This window comes from Capilliphycus salinus ALCB114379 (assembly GCF_047276495.1).
Taxonomy (GTDB): domain Bacteria; phylum Cyanobacteriota; class Cyanobacteriia; order Cyanobacteriales; family Microcoleaceae; genus Capilliphycus; species Capilliphycus salinus.
Genome location: NZ_CP178543.1, coordinates 6,890,963 through 6,911,596, shown reverse-complemented (window position 1 = coordinate 6,911,596; position 20,634 = coordinate 6,890,963). Strand labels below are relative to the sequence as shown.

The 20,634-nt window shown below is 42.6% G+C and carries 16 protein-coding genes; 4 read left to right on the top strand and 12 right to left on the bottom strand.

The window, feature by feature from the left end:
• Positions 1–2 precede the first annotated feature (2 nt).
• On the bottom strand, positions 3–1,067 hold the full coding sequence (hemE, locus tag ACL6C3_RS27975) for a uroporphyrinogen decarboxylase (RefSeq protein WP_413163079.1): 1,065 nt from the start codon (positions 1,065–1,067) through the stop codon (positions 3–5).
• Between the two features lie 574 nt (positions 1,068–1,641).
• Between hemE and ACL6C3_RS27970 the strand changes: the two genes are divergently transcribed.
• Complete coding sequence (locus tag ACL6C3_RS27970; protein WP_413163077.1) at positions 1,642–2,241, top strand: signal transduction histidine kinase (STHK), LytS; 600 nt, start codon at positions 1,642–1,644, stop codon at positions 2,239–2,241.
• Between the two features lie 137 nt (positions 2,242–2,378).
• Here the strand turns inward: ACL6C3_RS27970 and ACL6C3_RS27965 are convergent, their stop codons facing one another.
• Together ACL6C3_RS27965 and ACL6C3_RS27960 are read right to left on the bottom strand one after the other, a co-directional pair.
• Entirely contained in the window at positions 2,379–3,074 is a 696-nt protein-coding gene (locus tag ACL6C3_RS27965) for a GUN4 domain-containing protein (protein ID WP_413163076.1), read from the bottom strand.
• A gap of 61 nt (positions 3,075–3,135) precedes the next feature.
• Positions 3,136–4,362 carry a glycosyltransferase family 4 protein gene (locus ACL6C3_RS27960; RefSeq protein ID WP_413163074.1) on the bottom strand — a complete coding sequence of 409 codons (1,227 nt, stop codon included), beginning with the start codon at positions 4,360–4,362 and terminating at the stop codon, positions 3,136–3,138.
• Between the two features lie 4 nt (positions 4,363–4,366).
• On the opposite strand from ACL6C3_RS27960, the gene ACL6C3_RS27955 reads away from it, so the two are divergent.
• Positions 4,367–4,588 carry a hypothetical protein gene (locus tag ACL6C3_RS27955; protein ID WP_413163073.1) on the top strand — a complete coding sequence of 74 codons (222 nt, stop codon included), beginning with the start codon at positions 4,367–4,369 and terminating at the stop codon, positions 4,586–4,588.
• A gap of 113 nt (positions 4,589–4,701) precedes the next feature.
• On the opposite strand, the gene ACL6C3_RS27950 is transcribed toward ACL6C3_RS27955, so the two are convergent.
• The 4 genes from ACL6C3_RS27950 to ACL6C3_RS27935 all read right to left on the bottom strand — a co-directional run bounded on the left by ACL6C3_RS27950 (position 4,702) and on the right by ACL6C3_RS27935 (position 8,881).
• Positions 4,702–6,201 carry an MFS transporter gene (locus ACL6C3_RS27950; RefSeq protein WP_413163072.1) on the bottom strand — a complete coding sequence of 500 codons (1,500 nt, stop codon included), beginning with the start codon at positions 6,199–6,201 and terminating at the stop codon, positions 4,702–4,704.
• A gap of 673 nt (positions 6,202–6,874) precedes the next feature.
• Positions 6,875–7,786: a DNA repair protein RecO gene (recO, locus tag ACL6C3_RS27945; protein WP_413163071.1), complete on the bottom strand. Its 912-nt coding sequence runs from the start codon at positions 7,784–7,786 to the stop codon at positions 6,875–6,877.
• Between the two features lie 3 nt (positions 7,787–7,789).
• Positions 7,790–8,473 carry a deoxyribose-phosphate aldolase gene (gene deoC / locus ACL6C3_RS27940; RefSeq protein WP_413163068.1) on the bottom strand — a complete coding sequence of 228 codons (684 nt, stop codon included), beginning with the start codon at positions 8,471–8,473 and terminating at the stop codon, positions 7,790–7,792.
• A 270-nt stretch (positions 8,474–8,743) separates the two neighbouring features.
• A complete protein-coding gene (locus ACL6C3_RS27935) occupies positions 8,744–8,881 on the bottom strand; it encodes a hypothetical protein (RefSeq protein WP_413163067.1) in 138 nt (45 codons plus the stop codon).
• Positions 8,882–8,930: 49 nt separating this feature from the next.
• Here ACL6C3_RS27935 and ACL6C3_RS27930 point away from each other — a divergent pair, with 49 nt between their 5' ends.
• Positions 8,931–9,389, top strand: a complete 459-nt coding sequence (locus ACL6C3_RS27930; RefSeq protein WP_413163065.1) for a peroxiredoxin — start codon at positions 8,931–8,933, stop codon at positions 9,387–9,389.
• Positions 9,390–9,696: 307 nt separating this feature from the next.
• On the opposite strand, the gene ACL6C3_RS27925 is transcribed toward ACL6C3_RS27930, so the two are convergent.
• From ACL6C3_RS27925 to ACL6C3_RS27910, 4 genes are all read right to left on the bottom strand, one after another.
• The gene (locus tag ACL6C3_RS27925) at positions 9,697–12,405 is read right to left on the bottom strand and encodes an MASE1 domain-containing protein (RefSeq protein WP_413163064.1); all 2,709 of its coding nucleotides are present in this window, start codon (positions 12,403–12,405) and stop codon (positions 9,697–9,699) included.
• 516 nt (positions 12,406–12,921) lie between these two features.
• Positions 12,922–14,415 carry a DUF6798 domain-containing protein gene (locus ACL6C3_RS27920; protein ID WP_413163063.1) on the bottom strand — a complete coding sequence of 498 codons (1,494 nt, stop codon included), beginning with the start codon at positions 14,413–14,415 and terminating at the stop codon, positions 12,922–12,924.
• 118 nt (positions 14,416–14,533) lie between these two features.
• Complete coding sequence (locus tag ACL6C3_RS27915) at positions 14,534–16,285, bottom strand: hypothetical protein (protein ID WP_413163061.1); 1,752 nt, start codon at positions 16,283–16,285, stop codon at positions 14,534–14,536.
• A gap of 10 nt (positions 16,286–16,295) precedes the next feature.
• Positions 16,296–17,084: a class I SAM-dependent methyltransferase gene (locus ACL6C3_RS27910; RefSeq protein WP_413163060.1), complete on the bottom strand. Its 789-nt coding sequence runs from the start codon at positions 17,082–17,084 to the stop codon at positions 16,296–16,298.
• 124 nt (positions 17,085–17,208) lie between these two features.
• On the opposite strand from ACL6C3_RS27910, the gene ACL6C3_RS27905 reads away from it, so the two are divergent.
• Entirely contained in the window at positions 17,209–18,957 is a 1,749-nt protein-coding gene (locus ACL6C3_RS27905; RefSeq protein WP_413163058.1) for a hypothetical protein, read from the top strand.
• Positions 18,958–18,975: 18 nt separating this feature from the next.
• Here ACL6C3_RS27905 and ACL6C3_RS27900 read toward each other — a convergent pair whose 3' ends face one another.
• The gene (locus ACL6C3_RS27900) at positions 18,976–20,325 is read right to left on the bottom strand and encodes a glycosyltransferase family 4 protein (protein ID WP_413163056.1); all 1,350 of its coding nucleotides are present in this window, start codon (positions 20,323–20,325) and stop codon (positions 18,976–18,978) included.
• Between the last annotated feature and the right edge of the window lie 309 nt (positions 20,326–20,634).

The following is a 20,634-nucleotide window of genomic DNA, read 5'->3' as shown; positions in this document are numbered from 1 at the left end:
ATTTAAACGGGAACCGCTAACAATTGATCGGCTTGTTTTGCAGTTTCAAAGAAATAAGCAACATTTTCTTCCGGTGTTTTTTGCAAAACGCCATGTCCGAGATTGAGGATATGACCCCGTTTTCCGGCTTTTTGAATCGTTTCTAAAATGCGATCGCGAATTAGCTGTTTTGAACCAAATAAAACGCAGGGATCGATATTTCCTTGAACTCCCAGATGATGACCGATGCGAGTTCTTGCTTCAGCCATATCTACAGTCCAGTCTACACTAATCATATCAACGCCGGATTTTGACATCCGTTCTAATATTCCCGAACTTCCGTTAATATAAAGAATCATCGGCGTATCGGGGTGAGTTTGCTTGACCTGATCGACAACTCGTTTTTGATAAGGTAAAGCAAACGTTTCGTAATCTTGAGGCGTTAATTGACCCGCCCAAGAATCAAACATCTGTACAATTTGAGCGCCGGAATCAATTTGATAGCGAACATAAGTCGCGATCGAATCGGCTAATTTTCCGAGGAATTGATGGAGCATTTCCGGCTCAGAAAATGCCATACTTTTGATAACAGTGTAATCCTTGGAACTTTTCCCTTCGATCGCATAAGCCGCCAAAGTCCAGGGAGCGCCAACAAATCCTAAAACTGCGGCGTTATTTCCGACTTCTTGGCGTAAAGTTTGTAAAATTTCTCGAATAAACGGCAGAGATTCTTCCGGTTGGAGGGGATAAAGTTGTTCGATTTGAGATAAACTGCGAATGGGCGGATCGATAATCGGCCCCTTGCTTTCAATGATATCGAAATTAATCCCCATTCCCGGTAAAGGAGTGAGAATATCGGAAAACAGAATCACACCATCGGGTTGAAAAGCGCGATAGGGTTGAAGGGAAATTTCAACAGCGATATCCGTTTTTTCAGAGCGATCGCGAAAAGAGGGGTATTGGTCGCGCAAGTCCCGATAGGCTTTCATATAGCGACCCGCCTGTCGCATCATCCACACGGGAGGACGGTCTAATACTTCTCCACGCGCAGCCCGCAACAGATAGGGAATTTGGGTCGATTCACTCATTGCAACTTCACTTTACTTTATATTAATGTTTTGAATGCTTCTATCTAGAGTATCACTGTGCGATCGCATCTTATCCGATTTGAGACGACCGCCTGGAGTAAAAATGAGGCGAAGATAGACAAATTGCACTCAGCAACGGCGTTTATCCCCCAAGCTCCTAAAAGTAACATTTTATTTCAATCTTAACATTCTGTCGGATGCGATCGTACCGGTCGCCTGAGGGTGTTGAGTTGGGGAATCTTTTTTTGTGAAAGACTCCCCAGTTTTCCCGGGGATAGACAGACCGGGTGGGGGAAGTTAAGCCGCGATCGACAGCAGGAAATATTAGAAAAAGTTGATCGGAGTTTCAATTTAGACATCGGCTCAAAAAAACTTTACAATTTGCTGAAAAAATAGATTCGGCTTAATTGACAATAACTTCAGCGAAATTTAACTGATTTAGGAAAAAAAGATTGAGATCAATTTATTCCTTTTTATAGATTAATGTTTTAATCAACTGTGACTCAGGGGGGATGTAAAAGTTATTAAATTGAGGCATCGTAAAAGAAAGAATGTAAATTTATGAGGTTAACTAATGACAGTTACAAGAGAACGTACTGGTCTTTATAGACGCGCCGTAGGTGTTTTCCACGATCGCCATGATATTGAAAGAGCAATTCGCAGATTTAAAGATTCTAACTACGATATGGATCGAGTTTCTTTGATTGCTCGCAATATTGATGACGTTGAAGGCGCCGACGAAATTAAAGATCATGGAGAAGGAAACGAAGCATCTGAAGGTGCGGGAATTGGTGCGGTAACAGGTACCGTTTTAGGTGGTATTACAGGTTTACTGGTTGGTTTGGGTACATTGGCTATTCCGGGAGTAGGTCCTGCACTGATCGCCGGAGAATTGTCCGCATTAGGAACCACCGCAGCCGGTGCAGGTATTGGTGCTTTAACCGGTGGACTGGTGGGAGCATTAACCGGAATGGGAATTCCCGAAGAGCAGGCGAAAGTTTATGAAAATCGTGTTAAAGCCGGTGATTATTTGTTAATGGTCAGTGGGAGGGGCGATCAATTAGATCAAGCTGAATCTATTATGCGCGATTGTGGTATTAACGAGTTTGGTATCTACGATGCGCCCGATCTCAATGAAGGCGAAACAAGTAACCGCCATCCCCGCTTAGATTAATAATTCAATAACATAATCCGACATCTAGAAGGGAACCCCGTTGAATGATCGGTTGAAACATTCAGGTCTAAATTTTAGTACCTGTTTTCAATTGAAAATTCATTCTTCGGGGTTTCCCTTTTCGTGAAGAAATTTAATTACATTTTGAGTTGACAACTAGCCAACCGAGAAAAAATAGCCGGACTAAGATTCGGCGTGCAACGAATCAACTGACCTTCCTGGTTTTCCCGAATACAGTTGACATTAAATCCCCAAAGCGGTGTATCTGTTTTCTGGTTTAAATCATTGTTTTGAACCGTTGTTGTCACCGAACCCCCGGAAGCCAAAGCGGGTAAATGTCCGGGTTTGGCTTGTAAATCAAAAGTTAATTCCTCATAAGATTTCCAACCTTGAGCAACTTTCCAATTGACCTGTTGGGCAAAATCCTCAAAGAATTTTGAAAAATTCAAAGTTTTAGAAACCTGACTCTGTTGAAGATTCATCCAAATTTGCTGCTGAGTTCTAAAACTAAACTTTCCCCGAGTATATTGATGCCAAACTTCATCGATCCTGAGTAAATCTTCACAGGGAAAATTGGCAATATCATCTTCTGTCAAATAAACCGATTTTGAAAGCCGATCCGGATACTTCCGCAAGACCATCAACATGATTCGATAGGTTTGTCTATCCGCTTTTTCAAACGCTCGAGCCGCTAACATTTTTGAAAGTCGTTCGTAGTCAGGTTTTTTCTCTGGGAGTTCAGAGACGGTTGCTGTTCTCGCCACTCCAATCACAACAGAGGCGATCGCACTGACAATTCCTAATACAATAATGGTTCGTTCTCGGTTCACCATCGGGAGCGGTCGTGATTAAATATTCATCAAAGTGAGTTAACCCATCCCCATTCCCAAAAGTTTATCGACGGGGAATAAAAAGTTGTTTTTGTTCAACAATCTCAGCGTACAACTGTTCCATTTGAGTAATATTTCGACTCAGCGTATAGCGATCTAATACCCGAGTTCGAGCTTTGTACCCTAAAAGTGTACTTAACTCGCGATGATCCCGAAATAGGGGTAATAAAGTTCTCAACTGAGTCGCCACCCCTTGAGTTTCCAAAACAATCCCCGCACCTCCTTCTAAAACTTCTCCATCGGCACCCGCATCTGTAGCAATGCAAGCGACCCCACAAGCCATTGCTTCGAGTAATGATAGCGATAATCCCTCCACCAGAGAAGGCAAAATAAACACATCCGCCCCCCGCAAAATTTCAATCCGTTTATCTTCATCAGCCACAAAACCGAGCCAAACAACTCCATCTTCAAAACCATAATACATTTGCAATGAATCGGCTAGCGGCCCATCTCCGACAATCACTAAATGGGAATCTTGTCCCATTTCCGACTTTTTCCAGGCTTTGAGAAGGGACTCAACATTTTTTTCGGGGGCGACCCGACCTTGATAAACAAACACACGTTCGGCGCCCAACTCGGCTTTCAGTCGAGAGGGTCCGGGTGAATATTTGAGTTCATCAACTCCATTGGGAATAACGGCGACTTTGGTTTCCGGTACGCCCAAGCGCACTAACAAATCCCGCTGAATTTGAGAAAATACGATAACGCTATCGTAGTTCGCCAGAAAAGGAGCGTAAATCTGATACATCAGGTGTTGGGTACCGGATGTCAAATTCCGCAGTTTGCGGTCAAATGGGGGATGAAACGTGGCGACCAAAGGTAAATTGAGTTCCTCACAAATCTCCGGGAGGACAAAATCGAGGGGAGATAGGGTTAACGACGCATGAACCAAATCGGGTTTTAATTGTCGTAATGACTTCATCAAGACTTTACTCGATTTAAACGTGGGAATTGTATAAATTTGAGATTTATACAGACAGGGAAGCGGTACTTCCTGAGTCATTACCGGAGAGGTTTGAGTCTGGCAGCTTAAGGACCAATCCCGAGTCGGGGTTGGGGCTTGGCCATTGCTAACCGGCCACTCATCTCGACGTTCGGCGTGGGAGTTTTCCGAGGCAAAATGGAGGAAGCTGACCTGATATCCTCTATCTAGTAGAGTGTTGGTGACTTCTCTCGAATAGGTGACATTCCCACAGAAGGGTGATTTTTTTCCAAGCCAAGCAATATGCATTCAGATGAATAAGAGTTTCATTCGTTGGTTTTGGATGAATTTACCACGAATAAGCTATTACGCATCTAAATTTACCGATTCTATGTCTTTCGGACAAGCCAATGAACAGTCACCAGTCACCCTTCGGGAACGTCCGTTGCTCTACTTGGGGGGACCCCAAGACCGCACTGCCGAACCCGTCACACGTTCGCTGTCGCTCACTCAGTCACCAGTTAAGAGGCAATAGGCGCTTCTAGCAAAAGTCAACAGGCAAAATGATGACTGTAAGCTGTAAAAACTGGTCACTGAAAAGTGAAAACACTGGTGACTGGTGACTGGTGACTGGTGACTGTAAATTGCTTACTGTTTAAACTCTCGTCTGGTGATGTACCAGGTTAAAACCCCTCCTAAACTAGCCATCGCCGCCAAACCAACAAAGACTGCGGATATACCCACATAGGTTTCGGCAACACCGGCTAAGGCTAAGGGTAAACTTAGGGCTATATTAACGGCGTTATTCTGCAAGCCAAAGACTTTTCCTCGCATTTGTTCGGGTGTTTCGGCTTGGATGGTGGTTTGCATGGGAATACCCACCACAGCCGCACACAAGCCCAGAACGATAATTAAAATTAAAGCCGAAACTAACTGTTGGCCAAAGAGGGCCAAACCCATTAAGCAACTGGCCAACCCAATCGAACCGACTAGGGCCAGTTGGCTGTGAGATAATCGATGTCCGAGTTGACCCAATAAAGCCGCACCGATGCCCATACCTACGCCTGCGGCTGCTAATAAAAAGCCAAATTGGGAAGATTTGAGGGAGGGGATGATTTCCGCCAAACGAACCGCTAGAACCGCTAAAGCGGCGAAGATGCTAAATAAAATAATTAGTTGAATTAGGGCATTGCGAACTTTGTGATGGTCGTTGAGATATTGAATTCCCTCGCGCAAATCGTCTAAAATGTGGGGACTTTCTGCTTGAAAGTTTCTTTTTTCTTTGACTTTTATCCCCAATAATAGCAAGCCGGCGATCGCATAAGCACCGCCAACGATTAACTCTTTACCGATATCGAGTCCCCAACCCATATTTTCAAAGAATTTATCGGCAATGGCTAACAGGGGTTCTCCTACTGCAAAGCCAATAATCACCGATGCCATCATTGTGGTTGTGTAGAGGGAATTGGCAGAAAGTAAATGATTTCGTTCTACAATTAGAGGAATTACCGTCTGTTCGGCGGGGGCAAAAAATTGAGTTAATGTTGAGACTAAAAAGGTAATCGTTAGTAACAGGCAAAAACCCAACGGTAGACTACCTAAGCTGATTCCGTCTGAAAACCATAAGATCAGAGGAACGGCTAAAACAAACCCGCCTCGAAGCAGATTTGTCAGGACTAAAACGATTTTTTTCGGCCACCGATCTACATAAACTCCCGCTCCCGCTCCGAATAAAACTGCCGGAATTGTAAAGGCAATCATCACCGCTGACACCCAACCGCTTATGCTTTGATCGGGTTGTTGAAAGCGCGTAGAAATCAAGGCAATCATCAACACCAGATAAACTTTATCCGCCAGTTGGGAGAAGACTTGACCGCTCCAGAGAACCAAGAAGTTTTGATTTCTAAATACGGGTAGAAATCCCCGTTCTTCCTCTTCTTCTAACTGCATATTTGAGGGGGAAGATGGCGCATTGTTTGGGGGAGTTTGATCGGTTTGTTTTCCATAATTTCCATTGCCATTATTTTTAGATTTTAGGGATTCTTCAGGTGTAAAAGACGGTTCTAAATAACCGTTTTTTGCCTCTTTTTTTAGGGTGGATTTGGATGTGTTTAAAGCGGACTGTTTTTCTGAATTTAGCGATCGCATTATATTTTTTAGATTTAGCCGACTCAGCAAATTAGGTTGATTTGAGTTTCGGACAGGGGAACACGAGGATTTACTTAATATTTTTGATTGTATTTAAGGTCAGGAAACTGTTCCTTCTATTTTGGGAAAATGGCAACTCTGCCGTTAATCCTGTGAAAATAGATGGGCAGTCAAAAAACGGGTTATCTTTGTAGTCTGATCCTCGAATAAATTTTGGCATCCTACAGATAACTTTATCTGTTTTTCAACTTGAATCTCTATTTTCTCCGGTTGATTTAACCCCTGTCCAGTTCACCCGCTCTAAAATTAATCACTCTCCTTTGGAGAATTAAATTTTCTTTCTGAGGTTAAGCGAACTGTTCGACACCCAAACGGATTATATAACAGATCCCGTCCTCGAAAAACGGATTAAGTTAACTCGCTTGAAGCATAGATTTATTCGACGAGCGTATTGAGTTAATCCGTACTTCGGATGTCTATCTGTTTTTCTATTCGCTTCAGAAAGCATTTGTTCGGGCTGAAGACTCGGGTATTGACTGCACTAAACCCTTCTACTCGACTCACTTATTCCTCTGTTCTTTATAAGTTTTTGAGCGCGATTAATGGCGGCTAACCGTTTTATTGTTGAATATTTCTGTTGAAATCTGGAGTCAAACTTTAGCCAAAATTTCAATCAGAAATCCCTCGGTTGAAATTGCTCAACATAGGTGTCAATCAACGTCGCCGAGCGGATAGCACGTCCGAATTGATATTCAGCATATCGCCGTAAAAGGCGTTCAACCGATACCCAATCAGACAGAGGAATAGGATGGACAATTGGTATAGCCGCAGTTTGTTGAAACTTCAGCCCCGACTCAAACTCATCGCTCAAACGAGGATGAGCCAATCTTTGCAAAATAGCTAACTGAACTGCACTTAGTTTAACATGGCTTCTCCCCCCAGAGGCGGGTATTGGCTGTGTAGATTGGGGAAATCTTTTGTCGAGAGTGGGTTTTTCTGGGGTTTCTAGACTGATAACTCCCCCCGCTTCTGAGTTGAAACCGACACGCCAACGGGGATCGTTAAAATTGGGGATCAGGGGACGTTGGCTAATACAGCAGTGTTGGACTTGGGGCGCCAGTCCCGTCCAAGCCAGCAGGTGAAACATCCCGTGAGTCAGATAAGCAACAATGGCGGTGAAGGTTTCAATATTGGGGGTATTGGGTAAATGTTCTAAGCGATCTAAATGTTCGTTTAACAGCAGAAACAGTTCTTCCTGGGGATGTTCGCTGAGGGCGACGGATAACACGACTTCGGCTAAATATTGACTGGCTGCTAGTTTCCCCAGATTTTGACTCAAACCGCCGTAGGATTTGATCATTTCGGCTTGGCTAATTCTATCAAGCGATCGCCCCTTAGAGAGAAAGAGTTGATTAACGATAAATAACTCGCTGCGTCCTCCCAGTTTTGATCGCGGTTTTCTCGCACCCGGAGCAACAGCCCGAATTAAACCCTGTTCGGGTGTTAAAATCGTTAAAATGCGATCGGATTCTCCCAATGGGATTCCCTTTAAATTAATTCCGGTGACGGTGTAGGTTCGATTCATCGGTTATTGATTCTCATCGGTTTCATCCCGCTGACGGAGCAAGTAAACACCCCGAGAAGTACCCAAATTGGTGGCACCGGCTATGATTAAATCGATCGCTTGTTCGTAGGTTGTAATTCCACCGGAAGCTTTAATCCCTATCCGTCCTCTGGTAAACTGTTTGAGCAGACCCACATCCTCAACAGTCGCGCCTCCGTACCAGCCGGTACTGGTTTGTAAATACGCAACACCGGCATCCATTAACACTTCGGCGACCAGTTGTTTTTCGGCGTTGCTGAGAACGGTTGTTTCGATAATTGCTTTGACCGTTTGGCCTGTTTGTTCGCAAATTTCGGCAATTTCTCGATGCAGTTCGTCAGTTTTTCCGCTTTTGACCCAACTTAAGTTAATCACGACATCTAACTCGGTGGCGCCATTTTCAACGGCTTCTAGACTTTCGTAGAGTTTGACGGTTGAAGTGCTGGACCCGCTGGGATAACTAATTACAGTACAGACTTTTGGGGGTTTTCCATGCAGTAATTCTCTAACTTGACGGACATGACTCGGATAAACACAAACCGAGGCAAATTTATATCTTAAAGCTTCTTCGCAGTATTGTTCGATTTGGTCGCGAGTAGCCAGGGGGTTAAGTAGCGTATGATCGATAAAGGGGGCGATATCGATATCGACATGGGATTGAGTTCCCATCGTTCAAACTCCTTTTTATCTGACAGTCTTTTTCAGTCACTCCGGTACCTGCGAACCCATCACCGGCGTTGTAGGGGCGGCTTTTTACAGTTTACAGTTACCAGTTTACAGTTACCAGTTTACAGTGACCAGTCACCAGTTTACAGTGACCAGTTTACAGTCACCAGTCACCAGTAATGACAGTTGACAGTGAACAGTTTTTTCGGTGACGACTGGGCGGGTTTATATCAGTTGTCTGTGGGAGGTTATAAATTAAGACCGAACCCGCCCCTACACCAACTCCCGACTATTCCCCATTCCCCATTCCTCATTCCCCATTCCCCATTCCCCATTCCCCATTCCCCATTCCCTATTGCCTATTGCCTTCTGCCTGTTGCCTTGTTGACTGTTTGCAGTTCGCGCTATCATAACGAAAGTTAATAAATTTTTCAGATTATAGTAACAGGGTAAAACAGATATGGCTGTTAAAGTAGGAGACACTGCACCGAATTTCACTTTAACTTCTCAAACGGGGGAATCGGTTAGCTTAGGAGATTTTCGCGGAAAAACGGCGGTTGTTCTGTATTTTTACCCCAAAGACGATACGCCGGGATGTACGTCCGAAGCCTGTGCGTTTCGCGATAGTTATCAAGTGTTTAAAGACGCCGGTGCTGAGGTGATTGGTGTTAGTTCCGACTCGGCCAATTCTCACGAACAATTTGCCAAAAAATACAATTTACCGTTTGTTTTACTGAGTGATTCTAGCAATCAAGTTCGCAAACTTTACGGCGTTCCCGCTACCTTGTGGGTTCTTCCGGGGCGAGTCACTTATGTGATTGACAAAGAAGGCGTTGTACGGCATATCTTTGATTCTATGCTTGATTTCAAAGCTCATGTCGATGAAGCCCTTCGCACCCTCAAAGGTATTCCCGCTTGACAGTTAACAGTGACCAGTTAACAGTGACCCTCCGGGTTCGGCAGTTGCTTCTCGACGGAAACCGCCAAGTCAGCACTGCCTCACCAGTTATTAGTGAATAGGGTAAGGGGTAAAGGGTAAGGGGTAAGGGGTAAGAGGCAATTCTGTAGGCGAAGCTGACTACGGAACGCGCTTACTCCGGTCTCCTGACTCCTGACATCACGACGACTGACATCACGACTTCTGCCTGTTGCCTGTTGCCTATTACCTATTGCCTTTTGCCTATTGCCTGTTGCCTTTTGCCTGTTGCCTGTTCCCTATTCCCTGTCTACTCCTCGGGTGCATAATAGAGGAATTTGGGGAGTCGCATGGTAAAGGTGGACCCGTGACCCAATTCGCTGGTAACGGTGAGTTGTCCGCCCATGAGTTCGCAGAGTTTGCGAGTAATGGTTAAACCCAAACCCGTACCGCCATACTTGCGGGTGGTGCTTTCATCGGCTTGGGTAAAGGGGTTAAACACGGTGGAAATTTGTTTGGGACTCATACCAATTCCGGTATCGATGACTTCAAAGACCACATAAGTGATTGGTTGTAAAGGGGTTTCGGATAAAGAACTCACATCAGTTATGAGTGAATCTCTTTCTGAGCGAGGAGTAGAGAAGTCGGGAGGGGGTACGGTGGGGAGTTCAGCCGTCGGGTCTTCGCTTTCTTCGGTCCAAACTTTTAACAGAACTAAACCCTGTTCGGTAAATTTACAAGCATTACTTAATAGATTTAATAACGACTGTCGAACTTTGGTAATATCGGTGTGAATGATGTCGATCTGATCGGAAATCTCTATTTTAAAAGTATTAGTATTTTTCTCGGCTAAAGGAGCAATTGTCGTTTCGACTTCCCAAAGTAAAGTGGTGACTTTGTAGGTTTCCAAATGAAAATTCATCCGACCGGCTTCTATTTTGGAAAAGTCGAGAATATCGTTAATTAAATCTAACAAATGATGACCGGCAACATGAATATTTTTCAAATCTCCGACAAATTCTTCCAACCCCAAATCTTGAGCATCTTCTCTGAGCAATTCACTGTAACCCAAAATCGCATTCAGCGGGGTGCGAAGTTCGTGGCTCATATTCGCTAAAAATAAACTTTTTGCACGGTTGGCGGCTTCTGCGGCTTCTTTGGCGTTGCGAAGTAAAGAAGCTTGCTTGATTTCGGTAATATCATTTCCCATCATTAATAAACATTCGATTCCCGCCAAGTCAATTAATTCTATAGAAATCAACCAAGAGCGAATTTCACCGAGTTGATTGTAAACTTGAATTTCGAGATTACTGACTTGATACTGCTGTTGAAGAACCGCTCGCAGTTGTAAATGTTCTTCGGAATTAACCCACAGTTTTAACTCTTGGGTGGTGGCGTTAATTACTTGGTCGCGCTTCCAACCTAGCTGACGAAGAAAACTTTCATTAACATCGAGAAAACATTCATCGGTAAACGTGCAAATTCCAATCCCGATGGGACTGGCGGCGAAGGTCTTAGAAAACCGTTCTTCACTGGCTCTTAACGCCATTTCTGAACGTTTGCGTTCGGTAATATCCTGTACGGTTCCGGTAATGCGAGTGGGTGAAATTACAGCTTGTTCGCACACAAAACGCTCGCGACCATCGGACAAAACTAAGCGATAATCAATAGTATAGGAACGCTGTTGGGAAAGCACTTGCTCGACGGACTGGCGAACTAACTCCCGATCTTCGCGATGTACATAATCAAGAAATAGCTCTAAAGAAGGAGGAACCGATTGAGGTTTTAAGCCTAAAATACGATAGAGTTCATCAGACCAGTAGAGATGGGAACCGCGAATCAGCAAGTCCCAATGACCGATTTTAGCAATACCTTGAGCGTGAGCCAAACTCGCTTGGCTGTCTCGCAGCGAGGCTTCAGCCTGTTTGCGTTCGGCGACCGTCGAGGCGAGAACCAAACCGGTGATCACCATGACGCCAATAAACGCCTGTAGGGAGAAGATTTGAGGAACGTCGGTGGCGCGATCAATAAACGGTCCGCTGTCGCGCATTAATCCCCAAACGGCAAAACTGGCGGTTAAAGCGTGAGCAATGGTGGCGCCGCGTTGACCAAAGCGCAGAGAAGCCCACACAATCAGCGGATAGGGTAAATATTCTAGCGGATAACGGATCGAAACGGTGCGGGTGCGCGAACAGAAGACAAACCAATTTAACGCCAACATCAGCAGCAACCAGCCCACAGCCTCCAGAGAGTAGACGAGGTAGGCGGCTTGTTGGCTGAGGGAAAGTTCTGAGCGTTGACCGGGGAAAATTTGACGGGCGATCGCCAGGATAGAATGTTCTGTTGTGTCTTGTCGTTTGTATCGATCGATCAGCCGGACCCCCCAAGTTAAAATTAACGGAGTCACGACCAAAATACCAATCCCGTTGGCTAACCAATACCCGGTCCACAGTTCATCAAAATTTTTCCACTCGGATAGGGAAAGGGACAAATTTACCGTTGAAAAGGTCGCACCGATGAGGCTGGAAATTCCCCCCGCTAAAATAATAATTCCCAAGACATCTTGGAGGCGTTGGAGTCGGTAGGAAAACTTAATTTGTTTCAGCAGCCAAGTTGCCAAGGTCACTTGTAGAGTCGCCCCCAGACTGTAGATGATGGCGCTGGTCATCGATCCCCCAGGCGACCACAGGTTAGCCAAAATTGCTCCCAATGTAATTCCCGGCCAGTATTGACCCCCTAACAGCAACAGCACCGCCTGAGCAATTCCTGCGTTGGGCAGAAATATGACATCGGTTGGACTAAGCATCAGGGTTTCAATGGTCAGCTTTGCCGTTGCCAAATAAACAGCAGCAATGAGCCAAACTATAATCAGGTATTGTCCTGCTTTACCCTTCACAGTGTTATCAAACTGAATCTGCATTTGAATGGTTTGGTGTTCGGGGTTGTGCTTGCCCCGAGTTTCTGGGTTAATCTGCTGTAGGGGCGGGTTGAGATATGGCGACTGATGACACCGAGACAACTAGGCTCCCTTCCCTACTGGGGTGGTTGGTAGATTTGAAGAAATTGGCGAACCCACCAAAACTGCAAAGGAGTCTTCGCCGACGAGGTTTATGGAGTGTTTGCTCTAGAGCAATGGGCAATGCACGACGGGTTTTGTTGACGATCAATCAGGGATTGATTTCGAGAAAGACACTGGACTGCGCTCCACGTTTTTCCCACTTATTCCCCGTTGGGCTAGTTAATTCTAGTCGGTTCGGGGGTGAGAACGGGTTGTTGCCTTCAGTCTTCCGGATTTTTAGCAATTCACAGGCTGATACCAACACACTCCAACAGACCTCCCAAGTTTATTCTAACTATTGTTTTAGCTATATTCTTAGATTGACAAATTGATTCGGAACCTTCCCGGCCGGTGTCCTGTTACAAATTGTACCAAATCTTGGTGCGATTAATATCAGGGGTGTTGCCATTGTCTGTTGGCAACTGTCTTTCTAGATCCGGTTGAGAATTTCCATTGAATGTTTACTTTACAATTCTTTTAATTTCCCGGAGCGATCGGTAAAGGTTTATAAACTTTGTAGCGTTGATCGTCGTAAATTTGAGTCCAACCAGGACAGGGGTTGATATCTCCGAGTTCGGTAATTACATGAGTGATCGGATAGGCTTTTACGGCTTCTTCTAAGGCTTGACATCGGGTTTCTCGAAAATCGGGAGAATAAAATCTTTGTGCCATCATTAGCCGATTATGCCACTCGATCACTTCAATATCTTTGTAGGGGTGGGATTTATAATTTGCTAAAATTGGCACGCCTGTATACAGTCGAAATTCGATAAAGTTCCCGGAAGTGTGAGGCACTAAATATAAATCTTCGGGTTGGCGATTGGTCTTGACAAAATCCATTACATTTGCATAGTCTGGACGGTTTTCTAGTTCTCGGATTTGGTCTTCTGCTCCCACAAAAACGTAGATTGAAAGAATGATTAAACTGACGAATAGAATTGATTTTTGGTGTTTCTGTAAAACCGGATAATTTTTATCAAAAATATTCCCCAGAATTGCCGCCCAAATTAGACAGCTTGACAGGGGAACTAAAAAGGCAGAAACTCGCCAGGGGGTAATAAATCCCAAGGTATTGTTTTTGATTAAAAGTTGTAAGACTGTGGCGACGGTTGCGAAGGCAAAGGGAACGCCTAAGATGACAAATAATCGGGTTTTTCTAACTAAATATATTGCCAAAATAATTACTAAAATTTGCACGAAGGCAATGCTATTAAACCAAGCGGTTGGAAAGGAGTGATGGGGAATTCTATTGACAATTAAACTTTTGGCAAGTTCGGCAATTTCGGGAGTCGTTGGTTGAAAAACAAAAAACATATACAGCGTTACGGGTAATGCCAATAGAAACGACAAGCCACCGACTAAAAAAATAGGTTGAAAACGGCGTTTTTTTGTGTATAAAATAATCAGATAGGATAAGGTGAGTAAAGCCGCACTGGGAAGATAAGCCGGATGAACCGTCGCCGCTCCCGCCAAAGCGAATACTGATAAAACAATTTTTTCTCGCAAAAATAAATGAATGGATAACAGAATCAAAACCCCAAAATTGCTCGTTTGAAAGTAGTCTCCTAAAATGTATTGTTCGGCGACTCCATAGTGTAGGTAAACGTGGGTTTTAAAGTCAAAAATTCTAATTTGTAGACAGTGAAGCGTGACAATAAACACTAAATAAACGATTTTTTTGACCGGGGTGTTAAATTTAAAAACCGTTTCGGCAATTCCGAGCAAACTGTAGACATAAACCCCGAATAAAATGATATAATACAAGTAGAAAAAATACGGATGTAAAAAAGCCGAGGTAAACCAGACTAACTCCGTAAACACGGGTAACGGATCTAAGGTATTTGCTAACCAGTCTCGATCCAGATATCCCAAGCCGGCTTTTGCGAGTCCTTGTAAAAACTTAGTATTTTGGTTTGAGGTATAAAGCGGTTCTTGAACGTAGGAAACGCCGAGAATTAGACCAAAAATCAAGATTTCCAAGCCGACAGATAGCCGAGACTTTAAAAGTTTAGATTTTAATAGTTTAGATCTTAAAAAAAATAAATCAAAATAAAACACAGTTGAACATCTCCTCACGGGGTTTTCAGCGTTACAATTTCACCAAACAGTTAGCGTTTAAAATGATAACTTTTTCGGTTTCTAAACTCGAACATTGGGAAAGCGCTTGCAGAATAGCGGGGGTTTTTCCCCGGTCAAAATCTGCTAAAATATCTTTGCTTAAAGAATGATACCACTGTCTCAACCAGCGATTTTCGAGCATATATTCGGGAGTAAAAGCACCTCGATCTAAAATTATAAAATCAAATCCGTGCGTTTGAATCAAATTTTGGAGTAAACTGAGATCGGAACTATACTGAGCTTTAATCAGTGCGGTTGCTCGCCGTTCAATTTGATGATAATATCCCAAATGATAGGGAATTGCATATTCCCAAGCCACCCAAACCGAACGTTGAGAAAAACTAGGGATATTGTTGGCGACGTCGGAAATTGAAGCAATTAAACTCTCTTTGGGTTGTTTAGAAAAGAAACGGTAAATTTCCGGTTCTTTCCCAACAACATAGCTGGTTTTTGGAAACTTTCCCCAGAAACAAGACCCTAAAATAATTCCCAGTCCGAGAAATAGTGTTAAACTCAAAGCGGTTATCTGTTTCCATTGATAACGGGGAGATAAACTCGCAGAGGTTAAGACTTTATCTAGGAAGATACAGAGGGTTATTCCTGCGGATAACGCCAAACACATTCGGAAAGTATAACTGGTGTAACGACTGGGAAGATGAAGTTTAAACAACATCAAATGAGCGGCGATAAACCAAGTTAGAGAAGATATTAAAATAATCGGTAATATTTTGAGTTTTGGCGTAATTTTTTCCAGTAGGGGAAGTTTATTTTTGAACAAAAACAGAAACGGGAGTAATAAACCTGTTATGATTAAAGTGGGTCTAAATAAATACTTGGGAAGCAAACCGCTCCGCTGACCCGTTATCCAATAATCCCAGAGATTATCTTGAAAAAAAGCACTATTTCCCGCACCTCCAAACTCGGACATGGTTTTAGCTTCTGCGACGGTAATAACCGGGGAAAATTCGCTCGAACTCATCCCATAATATAAGATAACAATAGCAGTCACTCCCAGTCCAACAAAACTAACCCAACGGGTTTTGATATCCCGAGTTAAACCAAGCGAACGTTTATTCCAGTCAAACAGTTTTAAAATTAAAACACCCGAACTCATTAACACCGCTTGGGGATAAAATAACCCCAATAAAGCGATAAAAATCGCCGTTTTTAAAATAGATTTTTTCAGCAAATAATAGACAAAACCTAAAAATAACGCATAGACAAACGCTCGCGGAGTCGCGGAAACCAAGCCATCATTTAGCCACAGTTGTTGATTGAGTAAAACCGATGAAATAAACCCCGCTAACGGAATCGGTAAAAATTCTAACGTTACCCAAAAACAGTAGAATGTGGTCAGGATATCCAATCCCCAAGGAATAATTTTGCTCAAAACAATCGGGTTAATTCCGAACCGAGAAAATATCCAATATAAACTCTGATAACCTGCGGGTGCGACGGATTGAAAATAGTCCGCAATTAAATCATTGGGGAATAATTCAGAATCTAAAAATCTTTGCATCCAAAATATATGTTGTCTCGCATCATCTTGAATCACATAGGGATGGCTAAATGCTTCTTGGATGGCTAATAAACTATAAATAGTCGCAAAAGTCAAGCTTAAACTCAACCAAAATTTTGTAGATTGACCCTGGGTTTTTCCCGACGAACAAATTAACAAATTTTGTAGGTGCAAAATCGGTATTTTCAAAGTTGTTAAGATCATTGCTGTAAGATCATTGCTGTTTGACTTCAGCGAGATAAACATCCGTGCGATATCCAATATAAACTAATTGTTGCTCATCTTTCCATTTTTGGTATAATTTCTCTAATTGAGCGATAACTTCTTCGGCTTCAGTTCCTTCGGTGGGGATATAAGATGAACTTTGCGTTCGTCCAATTAATCCCGTTAAATCCAAAGGTTGTTGGTGAAAACTGACAAAGTGACGAATATTTTGAAACCGACAACTTTCTTGAAGGGTTGTTAGGGTATGTCGCTTTTCATATTCCCAACTTCTAGATTTGGAAGCTTGCTTTAAAACCTGACTAAATTCTTGGGTAAATTCATCTTTTCGATTTCGATGATTCCAGACAATTGCAACTCGTCCATCGGGTTTTAAAATCCGACAAAATTCTTCAAGTGTGGGTGAGGGATTAAACCAATGAAACGCTTGAAAAGCTGTCACCAAATCAACCGATTGATTCGCTAATTTAGTCGCTTCTGCTGTCCCGTTTCGCCACTCAATTCGGGGATGGGGAGTCGCCTCCTGTCTCATCGCTTCGTTCGGTTCAACCGCCAAAACACGAACACCCCTATCCGCCAATAAACGGGAAGAAATTCCGGTTCCGGCGCCAAGATCTGCCGCCACAATTGTGCTAATATTACTCCATCCTTCGAGAATCTGAGCGATCACTTCTGGGGGATAAGTGGGTCTGTACTGAGCATATTCTGTAGCTCGACTGGAGAACCGAGTCAAAGGGTTCTTCTGGTAAAGCGGTAGACTATCTGACTTGATTTCAGTCATAATTTTGGCTAAAATTGATGTTTTTCATTCCAAAAATCGGATGAATTGGGTTGAGTGGTAATCTTCGGGATTTCCCAAAAATTATCCAAATCTCAGGAATGAAGTTATTTTAAATCTAGGTGCTATGTTTCTGCAAGACTTGCGTCAATTTCTAATTACTCCTCAACAGCGATCATCCCGTTGGCGAACGGTTTTTTGGCTGTCTCTGAGTCTGAGTTTTAGCGTTATTTATAGTATTCTAGTTTTACAACAGGCTTTTGATGGGGAGTATGTGGTTCAAGATGATGCTCGAAAGCATATTTTTTGGATGCGTCGTTTTTTAGACCCGGAATTATTTCCCAATGATTTGATTGCGGATTTTTTTGCTTCGGTTGAACCGTTCGGACTGATTGCAATTTATCGCTTTTTTATTAGCTTTGGTTTCGATCCGATGGTGATTAATAAATGTTTGCCATTGGTTTTAGGAATAATAATGACCGGGTATGTTTTTGGAATCTGTTTGGAACTGTTTCCTATACCAATGGCTGCATTTGTCGCCTCAACTTTGTTTAATCAAAGTATTTGGATGAAAGATATTTTTGTGGCGGCGATCGCTTCTTCTTTTTCTTATCCTTTATTTTTGGGTTTTCTCTACTATTTTCTAAAAAGATCCTTCATTCCCTGCGTAATATTTCTAATTCTAGAAGGGTTATTTTATCCCCCAACCGTTCTCTTTTCCGCCGGAATTTTATTTTTAAATTTGTTTCAAATCAAAGATAGAAAAATTGGTTTTATTTTCGACAAAACACAGTTAAAATTCTGTATAATTGGCTTAATCATTGCTGGCTTAATGCTGATTTCCTATTTAATCAGTTCCTCGGAATACGGGCCAATTATTAACGTTGCTGAAGCCAAAACGTTAGCTGAGTTTCAAGAAAAAGGACGGGGAAGCTTTTTCACCGATGACCCCATTCAATATTGGTTTTTAGGACTCCGTAGCGGTATGATACCCCGAGAATTACTTTCACCTGTGACGCTGTGTTTCGGGTTATTTTTACCGATTTTAGTTAAATTTTCGCGTCGGTTTCCCTTCCTTAAGCAGATGAAAAACTCTGTTTTTTTTCTGCAACTTTTATTTGTATCTTTAAGTTTGTTTTTCCTCGCTCATCTTCTGCTGTTTTATCTCTTTTTACCCAGTCGGTATACCAACCACAGTTTTTATATTTTAATTGCAGTTTCTACCGGAATTACCCTAACTGTTATTATAGATGGTGTACTGAGGTGGGGAGAAAAATCTTCAATTTCTCGACCTAAAAATGCTAAAATATTTCATAATATACTCGCTTTAGGGGTCACAACTCTAATAGCCATTGCGGTGATTTTTTATCCGAGTTTTCTGGAAACATTTACCTCTCCTAGCTATAAACAACCAAAAGAAGCGAGTCTCTATAAGTTTCTCTCGCAACAACCGAAAGATACAGTCATTGCTTCACTTTCTCCAGAAGCGGATAATATTCCCTCCTTTGCTCAACGTTCTGTTTTAGTCGCTTGGGAGTATTCTATTCCCTATCAAGTGGGTTATCACCGTGAAATTCGTCAAAGAGCAATGGATTTAATTGACGCTCAATATACTCAAAATTTACAAGTTTTACAGAATTTTATTCAAACCTATAATGTTGATTTAATTTTGCTGGATGGTAATGCTTTTCTACCCTACTATTTGACCGATAACAATTGGTTTAGACAGTGGGAATTCAAAGCAGAGGAAGTTAAACCGACGCTGAAACCGGACACTCCCCCTGCTGTGATTGCGACGTTAGTCGATCTTTGTTCGGCGTATCGAACAGATACTTTTATCGTCGTGAATGCCAACTGTATTCTCGAAGTTCAGTAAATCTCACTCCGTTGTTTTTCAAGCGGTATGAAACACTTTTGAGGTTAATTTACTGGATTCATTGGCTTCAGAAACCGACTCGGAACTGACTAACATCGACTGATAAATTTCGTGAATCTTTAAAGCCTTGTTACTCCAAATAAATTCTTTAGCTCTGGCGATCGCGTGAACGGACATTTGGGATCGCAACTGTGGATTTTCAACCAAAATTTTGATCTTTTCTGTCATCTGTTCAACCAGATATTCACGGGAACGAGGTTCTATTTTGAATCCCGCTTTGTTGGTGACATATTCGCCAATTCCACCGTAATCAACTACAATGGAGGGAAGTCCGCAAGCCATTGCTTCTATGACAACCGCACCCCCAAATTCTCGAATGGATGGGAAGCAAAAAACATCTGCTTTTCGGTAATAATTAACCGTTTCCTCCTGGGGAACCCAACCTGTAAAGTTCACCCGATCCCCCAAGTTCAACTTCTGAACCATTTGTTCTAAAGAGGCTTTTTCTGAACCATCTCCGACTATGGTTAAATTGACTCTATTTTGTACGGAAGACTGTAATTTACCGATGGCTTCGATCACCACATCCGCACATTTATAAGGAACCAGGCGTCCGACAAATAGGAGGTTAATCGGACGATCAGGGGTGTAAGATCGTTTCACTTCCATTAAAGCATCTCGATCAATGCCATTTTCAAATAAAAGAGAAATGCGATCGTCCGGTAAAGCAAAGAGTTTTTGCAGTAGGTTTAATGTGTAGCTGGAACCCGATAAAATGCGCGTGCTTTTTTTGTACGTCTCTACATAACCGGGAATTAGATATCGACCTAATGCTCTTAAAAAATTCAGACTGGCGTTTTCTTGTTTGGCTGTTTCTCGGAAGCCTGGAGGGAAGGGAATACCTCCATTGACCGGACCCAATAAAAAGGGAATATTTCTTTTTTGACAAGCTTTGATAATCTTATAAGGATATCGCGGCATGATCGGGCTAATGGCGTGAACTACATCATATTCGCCTCGGATAACTTGATCTTTAAAAGCCTGATAAACCGAGTGATCGAACTCAGCATAAACCGGATAGCTGAGTAAGTGATATAAAGGCCAGTTCACCCGCCCTTTCATGGCTAAACTGGGAACGGTTTTATAGTAGTGTTTGATCGCAGCACTTTCGGAAATATAAGCAATATTTTCATACCCTTTCTTTTCCAAAGCAGGTTGATTTCTGTCGTGGGTTACTAAGGTAACTTCTGCGATTTGATTGATTTCCTTGAAAAAGTTGTAGACTACTAAAGGTACAGAGGGCCATTCAGGATTGCACTGCTCTGCGATAAGTAAAACCTTGAGTTTTCGATTGTTTAATGGTTGCATTTTTCTGTCTCACTGATGACTGGTTTATTCTTCAACCCTGATTACATGACAAGACAAGCCTGTTCCGATCAAAATACAGGAAAAGACAGATAAAACTTTTGTTATATCTCAAAAAAGATTTTTCTAATGTGAACAGTCCGTCCGGGTCACATTAGCAGGGCTGAACCAAAGTTTTGTCTATCTAAGCTAATGTTCAACTTGAATGCACCTCTCGTCACCTGCTTTTGATCTCTATTATAACAATAGATATAGTCAGTCTATCAATTTTTACATTAGAGCTATACATTTGTTCGTAATCCTCCCCAGATT

Bases quoted from the DNA above. Each gene is read 5' to 3' on its own strand.
- hemE (WP_413163079.1), bottom strand. From the start codon at position 1,067: ATGAGTGAATCGACCCAAATTCCCTATCTGTTGCGGGCTGCGCGTGGA.
- ACL6C3_RS27970 (WP_413163077.1), top strand. From the start codon at position 1,642: ATGACAGTTACAAGAGAACGTACTGGTCTTTATAGACGCGCCGTAGGT.
- ACL6C3_RS27965 (WP_413163076.1), bottom strand. From the start codon at position 3,074: ATGGTGAACCGAGAACGAACCATTATTGTATTAGGAATTGTCAGTGCG.
- ACL6C3_RS27960 (WP_413163074.1), bottom strand. From the start codon at position 4,362: ATGCATATTGCTTGGCTTGGAAAAAAATCACCCTTCTGTGGGAATGTC.
- ACL6C3_RS27955 (WP_413163073.1), top strand. From the start codon at position 4,367: ATGAATAAGAGTTTCATTCGTTGGTTTTGGATGAATTTACCACGAATA.
- ACL6C3_RS27950 (WP_413163072.1), bottom strand. From the start codon at position 6,201: ATGCGATCGCTAAATTCAGAAAAACAGTCCGCTTTAAACACATCCAAA.
- recO (WP_413163071.1), bottom strand. From the start codon at position 7,786: ATGAATCGAACCTACACCGTCACCGGAATTAATTTAAAGGGAATCCCA.
- deoC (WP_413163068.1), bottom strand. From the start codon at position 8,473: ATGGGAACTCAATCCCATGTCGATATCGATATCGCCCCCTTTATCGAT.
- ACL6C3_RS27935 (WP_413163067.1), bottom strand. From the start codon at position 8,881: ATGATAGCGCGAACTGCAAACAGTCAACAAGGCAACAGGCAGAAGGCA.
- ACL6C3_RS27930 (WP_413163065.1), top strand. From the start codon at position 8,931: ATGGCTGTTAAAGTAGGAGACACTGCACCGAATTTCACTTTAACTTCT.
- ACL6C3_RS27915 (WP_413163061.1), bottom strand. From the start codon at position 16,285: ATGATCTTAACAACTTTGAAAATACCGATTTTGCACCTACAAAATTTG.
- ACL6C3_RS27910 (WP_413163060.1), bottom strand. From the start codon at position 17,084: ATGACTGAAATCAAGTCAGATAGTCTACCGCTTTACCAGAAGAACCCT.
- ACL6C3_RS27905 (WP_413163058.1), top strand. From the start codon at position 17,209: ATGTTTCTGCAAGACTTGCGTCAATTTCTAATTACTCCTCAACAGCGA.
- ACL6C3_RS27900 (WP_413163056.1), bottom strand. From the start codon at position 20,325: ATGCAACCATTAAACAATCGAAAACTCAAGGTTTTACTTATCGCAGAG.